Genomic DNA, 21,446 nt, shown 5'->3' on the forward strand with positions numbered 1-21,446 from the left:
GACCGCTGCCGCGCTCGGCGCGCAGCCGCGTACCTTTGCCGGCGGGCACGACCACATGCGGCGGGTCCTGCAGGCGATGGGCGACGGGGCGACCATCGTGATGTCCGACGACTGCGTATTGACCAACTATCGCGACCGGATTCTGGTGGTCGACTGGACCGATGCGGTGGTCTACGATTTTCCGCCGAGACACGCGGTCGCGGCGGCAGCAGTCGAAGGCTTCGTTTTCACCGCGGCGCGGCCGCGGGTTCCGTTGCACCCGATGGACGGTGCGGTCCGCGCTCGACTGGACGAGCTGGCCGACCGGCGCGCCGATGCGCTGCGGGCGGGGGAACCGGAAGCTGCGGACCGGGCCCAGCGCGAGGCCTATGACCTGATCTACGGTCCGGGCGAGACCGAAGCGCCGCAGTATTCGACCGGATACAGCCGGACGATCCGGTCGCCTTTCGAGGACCTCGACAAAACGGTGCTGTTGGAGGTGCTGGCCCCGCTGCGGGAGCGGCTGCGCATTGTCGACGAGGGCTGGGACCACAGCATCCACTTCGACACCGAGGGCATGCTCTGGTCGGAAATCGACGACTTGCGCGAACAGCTGCGGGCTTTCGGCCCGGCACTGCAGCGGGTCGGCTGGGGCGAATGGCACGAGTTCGTGCTGGACGTCCTCGCCGGGGATACGCACAACGCGGTGATGGTCCGCGTCGACCTCGAAGTACCACGCACGCTGCGATGGACGGCGCAAGGCTGGGCCGAGGTCGCCGACGCACCGGCCGCTGCGGACTCTGATGCCGCGGAAGGCGATGTCCGCGAACGGATCGCGAAGCTGCTGCGGGAGCGCGACGAATTGTTGGGCCGACACGGGCTGACGCTGCACGGCCTGCTTACCCCGTCAGGCATACGGCCGATGCCGGTGCCGGAGATGGTCGCGAACCATCGGGCATACGTCGACGATCAGCTAACCCGGCTGGCCACCCAGGTCGGGGTCGAGGAGACGCGGCTGGACCGGGCCATGATGGACGGCGCAGGCGGATCGGACGACCACGACCGCCTCGTGCTGCGGCGGTACCAGGCCGAGGTGGTCCGGCTGGCGGAAGTCCTGGCACTGCTGGACGACCTGCAAGGCGATCAGCCGCTGCCACCGCCACCGGAACGGGATCCGTTGCTGCCGGAGTCCCCGCCACAGGACCCGGTCGACGAACCACCGGCGGTCCTGGACTTCAAGTTGATCGACCGGCGGATCAAGGGCCTGCGTGGCCTGCGTGGTGAGCTGGCCGGCCGGTTGGGCCTGAAAGATGTTCGTTTGTCGCCGGATTCGGTGGAGTTGGCGGATGCGCGGCGGGGGGCCGATGCGGATTGGAAGGCGTTGGCCGGGGCGCTGGGGGTGGATCCGGCGGTGCTCGCCGATCTGCCGCTGGACGTCTTCGGTGACCCGGCGGCGTTGGCTGAAGATGATCCGTGGCGGCCGGTGGCCGAACGGTTCCGGGCAGTGGCCGAACAGCGGGCCGGCATTATGCGTAGGGCCGCTGATGTTGTTCGGCTTACCGAGGTGGTCGTCGAGCTCGACGATGCGGAACGGGTGCTCGACGACGAGGTGGCGCGGCGCTATCAGAGTGAGCTGCAGTTCACGCGCGGCACCTGGTTCGGGCCGCATATCTTCCACGTCCCGGCTGCCGAGGGCGACCCGGAGAAGTTGTTTGTCGTCGCGATGCCCGGCCGCGACAAGCAAGCGCTGCGGGAGTTGGCCGCCGGGAGGCCCGAGTTCGCTGATGTGTTGGCGATGGCCTCGCCGTCGGAGGTCTACTCGGTGGAGGTCCGTCTGCAACTCGACGGGACGATCGCCGGCGGTTGGCCGGAGCGGATGCAGTCCCGGGAACTCGACAACGCTGAACTCGGGGCGCGGCTTCTGGAGGCGTACGTCACCTACCGCAGGCGGAAGCTGCTGGTGGGGCCGGTCGGGTTCGACACATGGATGCGGTCGCTCGGCGGCTTCGACTCCTCGACCACGTTCGCGGAGCTGACCACGCGGTTCGCCGCGGATTCCGGCGCCGACCCGTTCAGTGCGCGCGAGGTCGTGGGTCGGCTGATCACCGAGGACACCACCGCCCGACGGCGCGCGCCGCACCCGGACCGCCCGGCCTCCACCACCACGATGACGATCTCTGTCGGTGGTGTCTCCATCGTGGTTCGGATGGCCCGCGACGGCCAGGGCGGGTTCGTGGTCGCTGAGGCTGATAACACCGAAAACGATCCTGGCACTGTGATTTCGGAGGCATTCGCCGGTTTGAGCGCGCGCACCGAGCGGAAGCTGGCGCGAGAGATCGCAAAGAGGCTGAAGCGCGGCGAGGTGGGACCGGCCGCCGAAACCGTGGCCGCGCGGGAAGAATCCGACGACGACTGGCAGCGGCACTTCGAGCTGGAGCTTGCCGAATCCGCGCGGCTGCTGCCCGCGGACTTCGCACCCACACAGGTCGAGGAGGTTCGCCGTCGGGTCCGGGCCATGGCGCCGGAATTCGCCGAACGCGGCCACGCCGACTGGCACGCCACCATCCTGGAGTGGCTCGATGCTCCCGGACAACGGACGGTCGAACCCCCGGAGCCCCCACGACAGTTGCCGGACCCGGCGGCCCGCCGCTCGGCGTTGCCACCGGAAGGCGACGGTTTCGCGGAGTGGATGAACGTCACCGGGCACGCGCCGGATGCCGAAGATGGCCCGTTCAACTGCGGTCCGCTGGTGCAATGGTTCGTCCGCGACGCCGCCCCCGGCAATGCGGGCGCGGCGATGACCCCGGCGGATTGGAACGATCAGGCTATCGCGATGTCCGGTATGGACAAGGTCGAGCTCGTCGCGGGCATGAACATTGGTTGGGCCGAGCAGTACTTCGGTATCGGTATCGCGGGCCTGGCCGCCATGGTCGAGCACGTACGCCAAGTTGGTGGGGTTTTGGTCGGCGGTGTCGACCCGGACGGCAACGGCCTCGGTCACGCCTTCGCTGTGGCGAGGGTGGATGAGGATTTCGCCAGGAAGATGAACGCCTTGCCTGCCTCGGCGCGTGGTGAGGCCTTCGAGGTGGGCGAGGTGGTTGTCTTCGACAACGCCGGAGGTGGTTTGCTGCGCGGTAAGGCGGTCGAGGACTGGGTGGTCTCCGGTTGGGTCGGTTTCGCGGAGGTCCACGTGGCGGGCCTGGATGCCGACGGCTCGGCGATGGTGCGTGAGGATGAACTCGCCGCCGAGGTGCAGGCACGCCGTGGTCCGGCGGGGAACCTCGGAGCCGCGGTCGGCTCCAGCCCGCCACGACCGCGGACGGTGTTGCCACCCGACCCGGACTTCACCGAGGAGGAGCACAACGCGGCGACGCAAGCCGTGGCCGAGATCACGGCCGGGGCAGATGCCGCCGTCGAGCGGGCATTGGCGGCCGACCTCGCCGAGATGGAGTACGTCGAGGCGCTGACCGTCGCGGAGCGGATGCGGCGGGGCATTGTCGATGCCGCCTGGCGTGCGCTGCAACAAGAGAAGCCGGAAACGCTGCTGGCGATCGCGCACGCCAGGCCGGAACTGCTGGCGCACAACAAGGCTATTGCGCCTGAGCTACGGGATTTCGCGAACCGGTTGCTGCTCGGCCGGGAACGCACACGGATGCTGGCTGCCGAGCGCACGCCGGAAAACGAAAGCCGGCTACGGAAACTCGACGCGTGGGTGGACCGGTTGACGGTTGCGGAACGGTGGGCCACCCACCTGCCAGGACACCCCGAGGTACATCTGCTGTCGCTAGGCGAGAACGGGCACCCGATGCTCGCCGTCGGCCGGATCGACACCGCAGCCGAGCTGAGGGTTCACGCACTGGAATCGGTGGAGGACCCCGCCATCGGTCCGGATTCGGGCTTGTCGCTGCTGATGAGCGACCTGCTGTCGGCGCCACCCACCCGGCCGACGGCGGCGGTATTCCGGTTCGGGTCGGATACTCCCGGGTTGGCGCGGGATGTCGCCGACCTGATCAACGTGCGGCCGGAGCCGGAGACTACCGCCGATGGTCCGGAGCAGGACATCGTGCTGGTCTCCCATATCGGTACCGATCCGGCCGCCATGCTCGCCGACGAGCAGCTGCACGACATGGTGCGCCGGATCGCGATCCGGCAACATGACGACACCGATCCGGTAGTGCCGGAGCGGGGCGATCCCGAGGAACTCCTGCGGGATGCGCTGCGCTGGGCCGAGATGACCCAGGTGACCGATATGCTGCCGGGGGATTGGGCCCCGGGCACCGAGGTCGTGCAGGCCCGGCGGCTGGGCGAGCGGAATGCCACGGTATGGGCCCAGTGGCCGCCTTACATACGTGATCTGCTGATGGAGCGTCACCCGGAGGTGTTGGGTCGGGCCCTCGGGCTGCCGCCGTCGGTTCGCGATCAGGCGAACCGAAAGGTACTGGAGCAGTCGGGTGTTGAACGCGACACGGTCCAGATGCTGGTGGCATACGCCGATCTGAAGGCGCAGGAGCTCGGTTACTCGGCGGCGACGCTGCTGTCGATCGAGGAGGATCTGGACGCCGCGGGCGGCAAGCTGCGGGTGGAGTTCCTGCTCGGCCGGATGGACACGCAGAACATCCTCTGGTGCGAAACCGATATGGCGACAGACGCATTCGAGCATTATTCGTCGCTGGACGGAGCCATTGAGCTGCTCCAGGACGAGCAACAGGAGCGGGGCGATGCGACGCTCGTCGCGGCGGTCACCCTGGGGGAGAAGGACGAGACCCTTGCCTTCGATCGGGCCGAGGCGGACGGAACGATGTTGGCGCAGCGGGTCGCGGCATCGAACGGGGCCATTCGGTCGCGTACCCCGTATGGTTGGCGGCCCGCCAACCACCTGTTCGGGTTTGGAACCGGCGCGGAGGCCGTGCGGCATGCGGTCGCCGACAACCGATTGGCGAATGACATCGATTCGGCCGATCCTGCCGACTCCGATGCCGAAGATGCGCTCGGGGGCATGATCGACGCGATCGACCTGGATGCTGATCTCCACGACGGCCTGGCCGAGTACTTGCGGCAGCCGCCGGAGGATGAGAATGCCCCCGCGAATCTCGAATTGGGCGTCGCGCTGGCCGAGCTCAGGGCCGGTGCCAGGGAACTGCGTGCGGAGAGCATGCGGTTCCGGGCCGGTGTGTCGATGTCGGAGCTGCCCGATGATCTGGTGCGGTTGCGGGGCATCCGCGAACAGCTGGCAGCGGACAACGCCAAGCTGCTGGGGGCGGACCCCGCAGCGTTGACCCCGGAACGGGTTGTAGAGCTGGTCGGGGAACTGGAAATGCCGTTCCAGGCAGACGGGTACGACCGCCACCAGCTGAACGAACTGGCGGAACAGAAACTGCAGCAAGGGGATACCGATGCGTTCGGGGTGAGTTTGCGGCTGCGCAGGCTCGACGAGCAAATCGCCGACGCGACCGAGTTGCTGGACGCCGACGTTCGGGTGCGCAAGCTCGATGCGCTGGAAGTAGCACTGCGCGAGGCGCATTCGCGACGTGAGGCGGCATATGCGGCGATGGGGGCGGGGGAGCAGCGAGCCGTTGCGACGTATCGAATGTGGGCCGCGGAGTTCCGGCGGTTGCGGGCCTGGGCCGATCGCCTCGACGGTCTGGCCCGCGGCAGCGGCGATATCGACGGTCGGATCGAAGAGGGGCACCAACGGATTCGTGCGCTGATCCCGGGGAGCGGTCTGCGCACCGTGGCAGACGCGTTGCGGCTGGGCCCGGAGGTGCTGCGTGACATCCGGGATACGACACAGGATCCCGAACAGTTCTGGCGACTGGACTCCATGGTCGACATCGCCGTCGAGCTGAACGAGCTGTACTCGTCGGCCGCCGGTCTCGATGGCGCGTTGCGCGTCGGTATTCAGACCGCGACCACGCCGGGCAACTGTGCGCCCGCGATGGTCCGGTTCATCCAGGAATTCATCGCAGGCGCTCTCGGGTATGCGCCGGATCTGCCCGAGCTCCTCGACAGCGGCGCCATCGACCTGCAGGGCGTGCGTGAGGACGCGATCGCCCGGGCAGTGGGCGGGGATTGGCGGCAGTTCGGTTCGCTGCGTGCGGTGATCGAGCAGGTCCGGCGGCACGGTGGGGCGGTCGCTGGGGCAATGGGTTTCGGGCAGATCGGTGCGCACGCCTTCGGAGTGAAGCGGATCGAGTCGGGTCCCGATGCGGGCAAGGTGGTGGTGTTCGAAAAGGTGGACGACGTCGAACGCACTATCCCGGAGGCCGATCTCGAGGAGTGGCTGCAGGCTCGGGAACTGTTGGTATCGGACGTATTCGGCATCGTTATCGGCACGGACGGGCACCCGGAGATTCCGTTCGTCGAAGGCCGAAGCAGGGCGGATCTCATCGCCCGCGGCGAGGCGCCGGCCGGCTTCATCCGTGGAATTCCCATGCCGCCGAGCAGGGCCGAATACGAGGTGGCGCGTCCGGACGATCCGAGCATCTACCGTCCGGAGTCGGAGTCGGTGTCCGGGCTGCCGTTCACTCGTCTGCATGTGAACGAGGACGGATTGCTTTGCGGCCCAGACGGATTGCCGTACAACACTGCTCTGGGCGGTGAGTATTTCCTCATGGACCGGACGGGGGAGTTCCGTTCCATACCCGGCACTCCGCACGAGCTGTTGTACAGCACCTACGAGGACCCGAGCCAAGGGCCCGCTGGTTTCGGGCTCTGGCGGATCGTCGGCGGCCAACCGACGGAGATCATGCCCTTCAGCATGTCGTTTGCGACGTCGAACTATGATCCGCGGTTTGCCGCGCAGATTCGGTACGCACTGGTCAGGCCGGGGGGTGGCCAGCGCGGGGTTGATCTCACGACCGTGGCTTTCGAGGACCGCGAGAATCATGGCGCGCTGTGGCGCGGCGACGCGGCGACGCTGATCGTCGACGAGCTGATCGGTCGACGTGGTGCGGGCGTCGAGGAGTTGTTCAGAGGCTACGGCGACGGTTTCTGGGTGCATGTCACTGCGGTGCGGGCGACGACTGAGGGGTTGTCGGTGACGTTGTCGCTCAACCCTGTTCGCGGCGAACCTGGTCGGGTCACGGTGTCGTTCAGCCAGCAGGGTGCCGTCGCCACCGTGCGGTACACCGATATCGATCTCGGCGCGGAACCGGCGCGAGTCCGTTCCGCGCTGCACGCGCTGCACGAGCAGCTGGGATCACGCCTGGCACGGTCGGCCGACGCTGCCCAGCAGCCGGGCGAGCATCGGCGCGATCCTGGTCAAGGGATTGCGCTGGACGCAGACCCGTCCGTCGACCAGTTGGAAGCCGAATCTCGCAGCCCGCTGGACGAGATCGAACGGCACGCCGACAAGCCATCGGCCACTGTCCCCGATCCGGAAGGCGATGGTTCGATGCCGCCGACCGAACAGTCGGAAGCGGGCCGTGTGGCCGAAGAGCCGTACCGCGAGATCGAAGCGCAGGTGCTGGAGCGGTTGGCGGTGCTGGACGCCGGCGTCGGCACCGACGCCATGCGGCTCATGGAGGCAAGCCTGCTGTTCGAGGCGAAATACCTGAATATTCCCGCGGACGCGGACCGGTCGCCGCTGCACGTACTGTTCAATTCTCAAGAGTTTGCCAACTACCTTGCTGCTCGGGAGTTTTCGAGAGGTTATGGCAGTCGAGAGTTGACCGTGGACTTCATGGTCGATCTGCACAAGCTGTTGACGGCCGAGATAGCGCCTGGCATGGGGGGTGTTTTCACCTACCCGACCGCTAAGAGGATGGGCGTCCTGGATTATGCGCTGACCGAAGCGGAAATAGCTGTCATCGAAGAAAACCCGGAGTTGACCTATTTCCCGCCGCCTGCTGGGCTGGGTGACCACGGTTACATCAAATATCCGAGTTTCGACACGCAGGATGCGGTTCGGGGCAAGCTGCAGGAGCTGTGCGACTGGTACAACGCTGCTGTACGTGACCCGGAGCACGATCCATACGAAGTCGCGGCGATGCTGCAACACCGGTTCGTGTCCATTCATCCGTGGCAGTACGACTACAGCGGTAGAACATCGAGACTTCTGATGAATTGGTCTCTCGAGAGTTCCGGGTTGTGGCCCGCTGTCATCGAGGATTACGACCGCGACCTTTTCACCCGACCGGAGGATTGGGTGCGGTTCGTCCAGGAAGGCAGCGAGCGGTACGGGAAGCGGATTGCGCGGATCAGGCAACGCGGCTCCGCGGCAGACCTGGCGGCCATGTTCGGCCCCCAGCAAGAGATGACATCCGATCAGGACCTCACGGCCGGATCGGCTCCGAACGGTCCTGCGCACGAAGAGAATCACCCACCGCATCGACACGCTGCCGAGGGAACCGCGGGCGCGCGGGCAGTATTGGCGAATGCCCGCTTCGTGTTCATGGGCCTGGATGGGCAGGTCACCGACCTGTTTCACTTCCTGCCTGGAGCCCGGATCGCCGAGCGGCTTCGGCAGGTCTGGCGGGAGAGCGGCATCAGCCTTCCCGAAGACGTCGTGGCGACATCGGATTTCATGGTGGTGTTGCGGCGTGCCCTCGAGATCGGCGCGCGGCACTCCTCCGATCTCGGCGCCCAAGTGGAAGATGCGTTGATCGAGACGGAGATCGAGGCGGCGCGGCTTGCCGTACCGCCCGAGGGGTTGCTGGACTGCCTGGAAGCGTTGCGGCGCAGTGGGCGAGAGGTGGTGTTGATCGGCTACAACTCCACGGTGGCGATTCGGGAGTTCGTCGATCGCCACCGCCTCGGCGACCTGATCACCGACGTCGTCGGCCGCGACGCCAACGGTGTGGCGTTGTGGATGCCGATACGACATCCGTTGTTGTTGGCGCTGGAAAGGCTCGACAACCCGGACCCGGACGCGGGGGTGATGATCAGCGACACCGCCGCCGATGTCGCGACCGCTACTGCTGCCGGTCTGCCGTCTATCGGATTCGCCCGCGGGACAGGAGATGCCGCGACTCTGGCCGAGGCGGGCGCGGCCGCGGTGGTCACCGATTTGCGCCGCATCGCCGATGCCGTCGCCCCTCCACAGCTGCAGCGGGAGTTGGCCGAGTTCGCCGACCGGGGGGATCCGGAATCCCTTCCGCGTGCCGACCGGGCCCGGCTGCGCTGGTTGGAGCGGGTGCGGTGGGAGAAGGCTCAGGCCGTCTATTACGCCACCCAGATGGCCCCGTCTCCGCCGGTGTCCCTGCGCTCCTACGACCATGAGCCGGATGCGGATGGGGACGGCATCGGGCAGGGGAGCATGACCGTGTCCTACGGCAATCCCGAGACCGCGGACCGGGTGGTCTGGTTCGCGGCCGACACAGCGCGCGATGAGCACGGGCTGACGGAGGCCATGGCCTCGGCCGCCGAGTTCTATGACACCGAATTGAGCAGGCAGCAACAACAGGATCCGACCCGCACGGTGGCGGTGGTCGCGGTGCTGCGCTACGACGACACCACCCACCCGGAGGGCAACTGGGCCGACGTTCTCGAGGCCCGGGACCTGGCAGACGGCGAGCGGCTGGCCCAATCGATCCTCCAGTTGAACGCGGCCCGCCGCGAGTCGTCCGGGCAGCGCGCGCAGATCAGGGTGCACGGCGCAGGCTATGGTGGCGACCTGGTCTTGGCCGCGCTCGCTGGCGGCCAGCTGTCCGGCGAGGTCGACACTGTGGAAGCCAAGCCGAAGTGGGATGTGCTGCGCGCGGCGACCGGCGGCTCGGACGTCGAGCACCAGGCGGCCGTGCGGCCTTTGCAGGCGGAAATCGCCGAATTGCGGGCCGTTGCCGATCCTTTGCCGCAACAGCACAGCCGGATCGCGCACCTGGATGCCACCGTGGCGGCGCTGAACCGCACCGCGCGAGCCGCTCACCGACTGCCGGGCGGCGGCAGCAGCGTAAAGGTCCGCGCGCTCGACGTGGCATACGCCGACGGCGCAGGTACTCCAATGGTGGCGGTCGGCGACCTCGACAATTTCTTTACCGGTGTCGCCCGGCAGATCCGGGTGCACGTGCTGGCCGGTGAGCCGGATGCGGCAGCGTTGGACGCGGAGTTGCAGAACATCGTCGCCGACCGTCAAGAGGACCTGGAACAGGGCGGGGATCCACGGACGGTGACGGTGGTGTGGCAAGGCACCGACCCGCGGCGGCTGGCCCGCGATATCGCGATCCTGGTCAAGGAATGGCAGGTTCATGCCAAGGCGAGACAGTATCGGGAAGAGATAGAACTGCGCCTGCACGACAACGGCGACCTGGCCGCGGCCGCGCTCATCGCCCGGGCCGACGCGGTGCTGACCGCCGAATACGCCTTGGAGGACACCGGGATCGACGTGCTCGCCCTGCTCGGCGTGCAGCGCACCGACGCCGACCTCGGGGTGAACCTGGTGTGGTTGCGCCAGGAAGACGAAAAGCGCTGCTGGCTGCACCGCAGCCAACTCGACGCCTGGGCGCGAGAGTGGCACGTGAACGTCGACGAGCTGCTGCGCTTCGGATCGGACACCCGGACCGAGTGGTTCGACCGGTTCGCCGCCGCGCGCGCGGAATTGGCCGGGCTGCTCGACCCGCCGCGTCCCCCTGCGGAATTGGCCGACGACACGACGCTGCTACAGGTGCTGGCCGACCTGCGCGAAATCGATCCCGACGCCAAGTCCATCCGGTTGGCCGAGGCCGAACGCCATGTGTCCGACCTGCACGCGGTAACGACGATGGTCGAGGACGTGCGTCGCCGCCGGGCCCGGGCCGCGCGGATCGACGCCCTGGAAGACGCGCTGCACCGGGCCCAAGCCTGGAACGAGCAGGATCCCGCCCGCTATGGCGGATTCTTCCGGCAGCTGGCGGCGCAGGTCCGCCGGATCGAAACGCTGACCCGGGAATTGCTCGTCCAGCACAGCACTTTCGACGCGCTGTCCCCCTGGACGGAACCGATGCCGGAGGACCTGGCGCGGGTCATGTCCTCCTACGACGTGGATATTCCGGAACCGCCCTTGGGCGCGAAGGCGAAGACCCGCCTGATCGGGCTGTTGGCACAGGCCGCCGAAGGGCTGCGCCCGCTGGTCGCGAACCCGACACAGCTGACCGACGCGGAGCTGGACCGGCTGGCGCACCAGGAACCGACAGCCGAGTCGGCCGCCCAGTTCCGGGACGTCCGCATGCTGTTGGACCGGTTCGACCGACTCCAGGACATCGAGCTGGAGGTGCACCGCCTGGAAGGCGAAGTGCACGACGCGGTGGATGCCGTCCTCGAACAGGCCGACCCCGGCGCGGTCACCACCGACGACCTCGGTGGCACGGCCGGCTTCGTGCTGCCGGATGTGCTGCGCGCCGGGCCGTTCAACTGCGCCCCGGGGATGACGGGTTTCATCGGCGACTTCCAGGAGCGGGTCGGCGGCCTGCGCGGCCCCGGGCTGCCCGACCACCCGCTGATCGACCTGTTCGGCGTGGGCGAGGAAACCCTTGCCCGGGCCATCGACGGGGAATGGGAAGAAGGCGGTTTCGGGGTCGGAGAGGCCGGCCTGCGCAACGTCATAAAGTTGGTGCGGGAGACGCGTGGCGCGGTGGCCGGGGTGATGGATTTCGGCCCGGCGGGCGCGCACGCCTTCGGTGTGGCGATGGGCACCGACGGCTACGTGGAGATCTACGAGAAAGTCGCAGGCCGGGAACGGCGTTGGAGCGGCCCGGACGGTGCGGAGAAGTGGCTGGCCGAACGCTCCGGCATCGGTGTGGGCAAGGTGTTCGGGATCGTCCTTGACCGCAACGGAAAACCGAAGACCCCGTTCGTCGAAGGCCGCGACCGCGCCGAGGTAATCGCCCGATCCGCCCCGGCAGGCCCGATCCGCGGCCTGCCCGGTCCACCCGAGCGGCAGTCGGGCTCGCGGATCGATCCGGACGCGAGCATCCCGGAACGGGTCGGCGCCCGTGATGATGCGCAGCCGTCCGATGCGGAACCGCCCGACCCTCGGCTCGCGTTCCGGAAGCCGAACCGGGAGCTGCTCGACGAATTCATCCGCGTCGTCGCACTCAATTCGGCTGTGCTCCGTGACGATTCGGTGGCCAGGGAGGAAGCGCTCGCCGGGGGACAGCGCCGCATCGACGAACTCACAGCCCGGTACCCGGAACTCGCGGATCCGACCGTGAATCGGCAGATCATGCGATATCGAGTCGTTCATGAGCAGATGGAGCAGCTGGCGGGTGAGCTCGGTTGGGATCTCCCGAGGCTTCGCCAGCACCTGAAATCCGAGTTGGTGCAGCTCTATGCCGGAAAGTCGATGGCGGTCCGGGTGACACCGGACTCCCTGATGCGGATTCTCGCCGATGGGCGGTTCAAGACTCAGTTCGAAACCGGCCATTCGGATGCGGGTGCGGTCAACGCCCCCCGTCGGGCCGAACGGGAAGAGGAGTGGTTCGGCCACCCGCGGGACCTGGACCCGAGCCTGCGCCCGGTCTACACGTATCTGATTCTCGGCGGCGAGCGCCCCACCGGTCTGGCCGTATCGGAGAGCTCGTTCGATCTGCAGACCGAGATGCTGTCGCAGTACGGTCGGATCGAAGTGGTGCTGAAGTCACAGGTGCGCGACCGCGCGACCGCCTGTGTCGGGGATTCCTTGAATTACAGTGGTGATTCACTGGGAAGCGGCCGGGCGCGAACGATCCCCTCGCCGATCACCGATCCCGAACCGGAGTCGTTCGGGATCGCCGCGTTGTCGACGGATACAAAGCAGGAACAGCCGCTGCGTGGAGTGGACCGCGACTACACCGGGCCGCAGTTCCGGCAGCGGCAATTCGTCGAATGCCATGTGCACGGCGGGATCACGCTCGACGACATCGACCACGTCAACCTGCCTGAAGAGCCCGATCCCGAATTGCGGGCCGCGCTGGAACGTGCCGGAATTCCGTGGCGCGTGCTCAACAGCGAAACCGTCGCCCACGAAGGCGCCGGACCCGAATTCAGCGCCGAATGGCGGCGGTTGCACGAAGACCTGGCGATGCTGGACGCGCAAATCACAGTCTCGACCGAAGACGTGCGGTGGCATCCGCGTCTCGAGAAGCATCGCGAAATCCTGGACTGCGCCAAGGAAATGCGCCGGACGATCCTCGCCGACATCGAAACCCTCTCCCGGCTGCGTCCCGTCGAGGCAGAGGCCGAGAAGCTGCGCATTTCGCCGGAGGCAACCGGTTCGCTTGTCGGGAGCGGGGAGTCCACGCACGGCCGTCCTGAGACGGATGCCGACACCGATCAGCTGCGCATTCCGCTGAAGGCAACCGGTTCGCTTGTTGTGCGCACCGTGGACGGTCTCGTGCAGAGCGGCCGTCCGTCTGACGAGACAGCCGGGGTGGTGACTGCCGTCGGGGTCGCGGAGGAGGCGTCCACGACGGTGGCGGTGGGTCGGCGCGACGACGGTCGCCGTCAGGCTGCGTTGGTGCTGCATACCGCCGAGGCGGCAGGCGTCATGCACGACAACATGGAACCTGAGCTCGACATCACCCCGGTTCGCGTCGAATTCGGTGATTACACAGCAGAATTCAAGGTTCGGTATTCCTACGACGAAACCATTGTCCAGGTGCATGTCATGCACACCCATCCGGAGGTGGACAGCGAGGAATCCCGCGCAGTGCGCAGCATGATCGATGCTGCGTTCCGAGAGCAGTTCCACACCAAGAAGATCGTGGTAACGGAGTTCTTCGAACCGGGCAACCGCCAGCCGCGAGTACTCGACCCGTTCCGGGGCGTTACCCATAGCGAGGATTGGTTCGCCGTCAGTGGCAGGTGGCACACCGAGTTGACCCTCGGCTTGCCGGGGCTCGACTCGGTCTCGCGCCGGAACAGCCCGGTATTGGCGAGCATCTGGTTGTCGGACCGGCTGCGGGAAAGCGGGTGGGGCACCGGCGAACAGGTCGCCATCGCCGAGTCCGCGCTGGGTGCTGTGGTTGCGGATTCTTTGGAGAACACCACCGGGGAGGTCCGGGTGGAGGTGACGTTGACCGACCGGGCCGGTGCCCTGCTGGTGGAAGTGTTCGACGACGGCAGCGGGGACCATGACCTGGCCGTGCTGACCGGGGTCGACGATTCCGGTGTCCGGCTGCTGCCTGATGGTGGCCGCCGGGTGACCTGGTTCGTACTTCAGGCACCGGGCGGTGTCGTGACCGGAGGGCCACGGCCCGAGGGGCCGGGCCCGCAGCCAAGTCCGGCACCCGACGGCGAACCGGATGCACGGCCGTCCGAGGTGGATGTGCTCGATGAGTCACCTCGAGAGGAGGCACGCACTGTCGGGCGGAAACCGGATTTCGCCGCTGACACCGGTCGAAACACGGAAACCCGCGCGACACTCGTCGACCCGCTGGAAGCGGCGGACGAATCCCGCCAGGTCGCACAGCGAACCGGAGGGCAAGACGATGCCCGCCGTGAGCTGTGGGACTCGGACGAAAGCGACACCAACTGGCGGCAGCTGCGGACCCAGGACGAGGTTGCCCTGGTGCGGATGCTGTATCACCGACCGGAAGTGCGGCGCGCGGCAGCCGCGATGCTGGATCGGTTGCGCGCGGTGCAGCACAAGCTGCACCCGCGGGCGACACAGGAACAGCGCGACTCCGCCTTCTACGCCTACAACGTCCCCGGAGCTCCGGACACCATGCGGGACCCCGACCTGTGGGGCGGTGCGGTGTTGCGGTCGGTGCCGCTGGAGCAGCTGCGTCGCGACGGGAACCTGCGTGAGCTGATGTCCGCGATCCTCAACGCGATGGTCCGCAACGCCGAGGTGCAGAGCGCTGCGGGCACCACGCTGAACGAGGGGCTCGCCGCGCTGTTCAACAACCCCGATTGGGAGGTGACAGCGGACGGAGCGGGGTTGAATGTCGAGGCGCTGCGCCAGATTCGGGAGTCGGTCAAGGCCGCGAAACCGGACACCGAGATTACCGAGGAGGACCTGCGCGAGGTTCGCCACCTCGCGCTGCCCACTCCCGAGGCACAGGCTGCGCTGGACGAATACCACCGCAGCAGAGGCAACAACATCAGCCCCAACCGGGCGACGGACGCGCAACGTCGCCGCGCGTTCACCGTGCGGAACCTGGCGGACCTCGGCACGCCGTTGTCGCAACGGGAATTGGAGGCGATTCCTTCGGAGAAGCTGCGGCTGCTGCGCAAAACGGTGCTGGAACCGGAATACCCGCTGCCGCGAGAACAGCGGCGTGGCAGGGTGGATGCCAAGGAGTTGGAGCAGCAGTTGCTTCGCGACGCGGGCGACGAACACGGTCACGTCGAAGTCCTTTATAGCTACGACTCCCGGGGTCGCCGGGTGTACGACACGTTCGGCAATGCTGTCGTGGACCGAGTGCTCGTCTACAGCGATGAGGGGCCGATCGCTCCGGACGACGTGTGGGATACGGATTTCCGGCACTTCGATGTCGCTTTGCCGTGGCGGCACGGGACATCGCTGGTCGAATTCCGCACGGGAAGCGACTGGTTCCAAGAGACCGCGATGGCCCGGGGAATCCCGGTGACCGCAGGAATCGCGGGCAGCACCGTCCGATTCATGGCCCCGGCGGGCTGGTTGATGCCGGGTGCCGAATCGGAGGATTTCCTGTTCGCTGTCATCGCTTTCGTCGCATCGCAGCACCATTCGCTGTACGAAGTTGCGCAGGCACTGAAGATCCTCGGCATAGATCTGGTCGACGCCGACCCGAACGCGCCGGACTTCGTCTCCACGCTGTACCGCGCCGTTGTCGACCGAGTCCGTGCCCGGTACGGTGCCGCCTCGATCCCGAGCCGCTCCGATCATGGCGCCGAAACGGAGGCCGCCGACGCCGATATCGCCGATGGGACTGCGCCTGCTGAAGTTCCCACGCGTGGGGCACGTGCCGATGCGGATCAGCGCAACACGGTCGCCCGGATCGAACAGGTCGAGGCCGAGCGCGTCGAGTCTCGGGTGCCGCACGGCGAACTTGTGACCGGCCTGGGCGAGCCGGAGTTGCCGGAGTTGCCGCTGGACAGGACCTTCGGGCGGAATCCCGAGGATGGGCGGCCGCCATCGGCTGAGCCGCGCGCCACCGACCGGCAGCAGCCGCGAGGCTCGGATGAAGACGACACCAACTGGCGAGCAGGCTCGGCCTTCGGGCCGAAAAACGGGCTGCGCGACCAGGATGGTCGGCCTGTCGAGGAGCTCGGCGAACCCGAGCTGGCCGAGCGGCTGGCCGGGGAAACCCGGTCGGCCGCGGGGGTCAGCCAGAAGGGCGCGACCCACCACCGCAACGAGGACGCGATGGCGGTCGTGGAGCTCACCCGCGCGGGGAAGCGGGTCGTGGCCGCCGCGGCATTCGACGGGGTGAGCGGGGCGCCGGATGGGCACCGCGCAGCACAGGAGGCGGGGGCCGAGCTCGGCAGGTACCTGGAAGAGAAGTGGCCGCGGGCTCGATTCGGGCGCAGGCTCACTCTGGAGGCGATACTGCGGGACGCGCTGCACCACGTTCAGCTGAAGGTGCAGGCATTGGGGCGGCGGCCCGAGTACGCCGACCACCCGGACGGGCCTCCCCAGTGCACGGTCGCGGTCGCGGTCGTCGAACAGGATCGGTTCGTCATCGGGTGGGTTGGGGACAGCCGAGTGGGTTGGGTGTCTGCCGACGGTCGACATGCGATCTGGTTGACCGACGACCACTCTTCCATCCGGATGTTCGCGAAGGAGCGCGGAATAACCGAGCGCGAGGCGCTCGAACAGAACCCGTGGCTGCGGGATTACCAGCACGCCATCGAATACGCCCTCGGTCGGGAGGGCCGGATCCCGGCGGGGCCGGACGACAACGTCGTACCAGGGGAATACGTCACAACCGTTCTGGTGTCGGATGACATCGACGCGCCCGTGACAGCCGAGGACGGCACGATCACGGTGCCGCGCGGTGGTGTCGTGTTTACGGTCACCGACGGTGCGGTGAAGACGATGTCCGGTCCCGAGGCGCTCGGCGATGTTGTCGGCAGTCACGCTGGTGATTTGGGCGCGATCGCGGCCGCGGTTGTCGACCGTGCGAATGCCGAAGGGGAAGTCGATGACATCACCATCGTGGCCGTGCAGCACCCGTCGGCCGACGGCGAGGCCCTGCGGCCCGAGGCCGCCGCGCCGCCGAAAAAGCCGCGAGCGCGGTTGCGGACGCCAACTCTACGGAGCAGGCGCGGTGTGGCGGAGCCGCCGGTGCCGTGGCCCGGCACCGGTGCGGGGGGGCTTTTGTCGCGCCGCGGCATCGCAGACCATGGACGCACTCCACCACTCGGCGACGGCAGCGCCGTGCCGGAGTTCGGCATCGCGGGCCGGGACACGCAGGCGACCCCGATCGGCCGGGAACAAGGCGGTAGGACGTTGCTCCCGGCCGGGCAGGAGGCTCCGTGGGTCCACGACGGCGCCTCGGGATCGGTGCACACCCGGCAGTCCGGGGAACCCGGCGGGACGAACACGGATCCTGAAGTAATTCAGCCGGCTCACGAGGATTTGGTCGCCGAACGGGCCGAGGCAGCGGCGGAACTGGCGAAGGCGGCTGCCAGGACGGGCGCGGATCTGGAGATCTTGCAATCGGATCGGTTCGAACAGGAGCTGGAAGCCTCCCGGCGAGGCCTGGATGAACAAGGGGTCCTCGACGCGGACCGCTACGACACCGACCTGCGGTCGGCGACAGTTCGGTACCGCGAGGTCGCCACTATGGTTCGTCGGCTGGAGGAACTCGGTGCCGTGTCGAAGGACGCGACGCCCTCGCGGTACCGACTGCTGGTGAAGCATGCTGCTGCGGTGCTGGCCCGGCGGGCAGCGCTGCATGAACTGCGGGAAGCTGCCGCCGTGGCAGGTGCTGACCTGGTGGCGCTGCGGTCTGCGGCGGGAGCCGGGACCGAGATGGACGCGGTACGCGGTCGGATTCCCGATGAGGCATATCGGCAGCTGTCCTCGGCACTGAGCAGCTATTTCGACATCGCGGAATCGGTTCGCCGGCTGGAGCGGGCCATCGCGGCACACGAGGCCGTCGTGGATAGCCGTGTCGGTACCACTGATCCCGATAAGTCTCTCGCGGTGCGAAAAATTCGGAGCCTTTCAGCAGACCAGCGAGAGGTGACCGTTGCGTTCAGCTGGGGTGAAGCGGGGGCGGTGGAAGCTGCCGCGTCGGTGTTGGGGGACAAGCTGCGCGAGTTGGGCTGGCGTGATGCGGATCAGATCGTCGCGGCGATGGAGGTGGTGCGTAACGCCGGACTCGGCGTGATGCGATTCGTAGCGGACTTCCCTGCACTGGAGGAGCTGAATCAGTTCGGAAACCTCAACCGGCTGCCCGGAACATTGCGGGGTTCTCGCCCAGGAGGGGATCTGAATGATGTCTTCATCCGGGCGATGGTGCGACCGCGGTCGCAATTGGTGGTGCGATTGTCGGCGGATGTCGATGTCCGTTCGCTGCACATCTCCGTCGAATGCGATCAATTCCGCCCGGTGGGGCCGTTGGATGAAGAAGTCCGTCAGGTCCTGGACGAGCTTATTCCGCAGCACAGTGCCGACGCGGTGGGCGAGGAGGTCTACCGGTCGCTGGAGGCTGCCACGCGGTCGGGGGTGGAGTCGCACGGGGAAGCCTGGGCGTATTTCGAAGAGCCGCGTGCTGTGGACGGGCCGGCGCGAGGTCCTGTCGACGGTGATGAGGTGGCCGAGGCACCGGACCAGGCGACGCGGGATTTCGCGGCCGAGCGACGGATGGTCGAGAAACTATACGACGATCATCATGTCCGGTTGCTCGGATGGGAGGACAAGGAAGTCAAGGGGGACGCCTTGGCGTCCGCTGTCCGCACGTTGCGTGACCTGATCCCGGAATACGGTGGCAGGCACAACCTTCGAGAAGTGCGCTTCATCGATCAGAATGAATTGAGAGAAATTGACCCCCTGGCTGGCGGCCGACCCGACGCCGGCCCTGGTGCGATTACGTATTACTGCGGGACTCGCTATACCGGGACGAATGCGAATTACTATGCGGTCATCGCGATCGATCGTAGGGCGGTAGTCGACCGGAAATTGTCCGCGGAGACATTGCGGTACTCGCTGGAGAAAAACTGGTTGGGCTGGTCGGCAGGGGATCTGGTCTCCGCTTACCTGCGCCACGAGTTCGGCCATGTGGTGGATCAGTCTCGCGGAATCACCAGGTCCGGCGGCGGCATTCGAGAGAGCCTGGAAAAGGCTTTCGATGTTTATCGCAGCCGTGGGTTGCTGCCGGCGAACACTGAATTCGACGCCTGGTTGGGGCTGCTTCCGCGCTATGCCTTCGTCGACGGCGACCCGACAAAGGGGTTGCAGGACAAGGAGACACTGGCGGAGGGGAGCAAGGCCGGGGCACTGGACACGTCGTTGCCGTTGACCGACCCGGCGCGGGTAGTGCACGGGTTGTCGCATGGTCTAGCCGCGGAAGAGTACGCGAAGACCATGACGGACTGGACGCAAGCACACACGGCCAACCGTGAGAGCTTGGCTGGGCTGCTGGGGTCGTTGGCGGAACTGCCCGATACGGCGCCCCCCGCCGAGGGCGACGGATCGTCCCGGCGCCCGGATGTGCCGTGGCCGCACCAGTACAACCAGTGTGGTCCGTTGACGATGCAGGACATCGGCGCGGTGACGCGCAGGGCCGGTCTCGACGGTTTCACCGCCGGGCTCGACGGTCTGCTGGTCAGCCGCATCGAAGACGTGATGGGCGGGCGCAAACAAGCTTTCACGAATCTCGATGAGGCCGTGGACCGGCTGAAGGAATGGGGCGCGCGGCTGGACAACGACAACCTGGGCAGCGGCCGTGATGTGGGTTTGCTCGTGTTCGACCCGACGCACACCGGAAAGGACGGGGCGCACGGGGATCTCGGCCACGCGTACTGGCTGGTCCGTCGGGTGGACGCGGACGGAACCGTGCGCATCGAGCTGCGTGACCCGGGCAAGGGGGTGTTCCAACCCAATGTCGTGCCGTCCCCGGAGTCGGCCGGTCGTCCGGTGTTCGGCATGTTCCTCGACAGCGACGGCGAGCGGGTGGAAGTCGCCGACGCCGAGGGTTTCGTGCGGACCAGCGACCACGACTTCCGTGTCGGCGCGTCCGACCCGGATCGGCGGATACTCGGCGAGCGGCTTCGGCCAACGGGGGAGCAGGCGGGGGACCCCGTCATGATCGGTGCTCGGCCGGAGCCGTTCGATATCGATGAGGACGAACTCCGACGGGCGGCGCAGGCCGTCAGATCGGATCCGGCGGCGTTTGATTCGTTGCGCGCACGTATCGAGCCTTGGCTGTACCGATCGGTCTCGGATGCGGTCCAAGGTGATCGGGACCTGCCGTCGGTTCCAGCCGACGCCGCCTACACCGCACCGGACGGTTCGACCGGTGCGCGGGAGGCGGGGCATTTCCGCAACCAGTGCGGGCGGTTGGTGCTGGAGTTGCTGCCGTGGGTGGACCCGGACCTGGTGCCCAACGCCGAAGACCTCGGCCTGCGGGGCATGTTGGTGAAGGACATCGTGCGTATTGCGGGTGCGAACGCGGCGCTGGTTCGGCGGTTCGCGGTGGATCCGACTCGTCCACATCGGGGTGTTGTGGACGCGTTGCTGGCTCTGCCGGAGTCTCAGCGTGAGGGCGCGTCGGTGTTGGTGTTCGACGGTCTGGACAAGGCTGATGAGCACGGTGTCGCCGGGCACGCGTTCCGGTTGGTCTATCGGGACGGTGAGATTCACGTCGAAGATCCGGGCAAGGAAGTGTTCGGACCGTTCGAGGACACGGTGGATCCGGCGGCACTAGCGGACCTGAAGGGGGTGTGGGCGGTCGCGTTCGACCGCGACGGAAATCCGATCGATCTGCCAGGAACGCAAGCCGACGCCGCCGAACTCGAGTTCGCGGTCGGCCTGTCCCAGGACACGATCGGTGATCAGACGTTGTCCCTGCTGGGCGCGGCTGGGTCAGAGTGGACGGCTCAGCTGTTGCGAACCGTAATGGTTCGGCATGTACCGGAATTGGGGTCCAGGTCCGGCGGCTTTTTCCCAGGTGCGCTGACGGAACTCATCCTGACGCGGGGTATGGATCTCCTCACTCAGGCGCGTATCCGGGTCCACGAGAACCAGCATGCCGTGGACTTCGACGACCACCCTTGGCCGGACCCCCACACGATGACGCGCGGTGAGTACGTCCATGCGACTTTGCACCATGAAGCCCGGGCTTTCGCCAGGGAAGTCCTGTTGGCACTGGCGTTTGACTTGCGTGGCTACGGCATCGAGGAAACGGGCGATCTCGTCATCTTCACCGAGGCCTACGACAAGGCCGTCGCGGATGAGCTGAAGGTTCGCCCGGAACTCACCGCGGCGCAACAGGAGGCTGTTGGATACCAAGCCGGTGTTCAGGCCTTGGAAAAGGTCCTCGCGACGTCCGATAAGAACGGCAAGCCCGGACACTACGTGCGAAAAGCCCGCAAGGAGTGGCTCGCCGCGCGCAAGCACGCCGACCGGCTGAATGTGCACA

Annotated in this window: 1 protein-coding gene (only partly in view); it reads left to right on the plus strand. The window is 67.1% G+C overall.

The whole window is internal to an alpha/beta fold hydrolase gene (locus OHB12_RS29200) on the plus strand: the coding sequence, 155,337 nt in all, runs 72,149 nt past the left edge and 61,742 nt past the right edge, and what appears here is coding positions 72,150–93,595 (codon 24,050, partial, through codon 31,199, partial); the first codon wholly inside the window starts at window position 2. Both the start codon and the stop codon lie outside the window.

This window comes from Nocardia sp. NBC_01730 (assembly GCF_035920445.1).
Taxonomy (GTDB): Bacteria; Actinomycetota; Actinomycetes; order Mycobacteriales; family Mycobacteriaceae; genus Nocardia.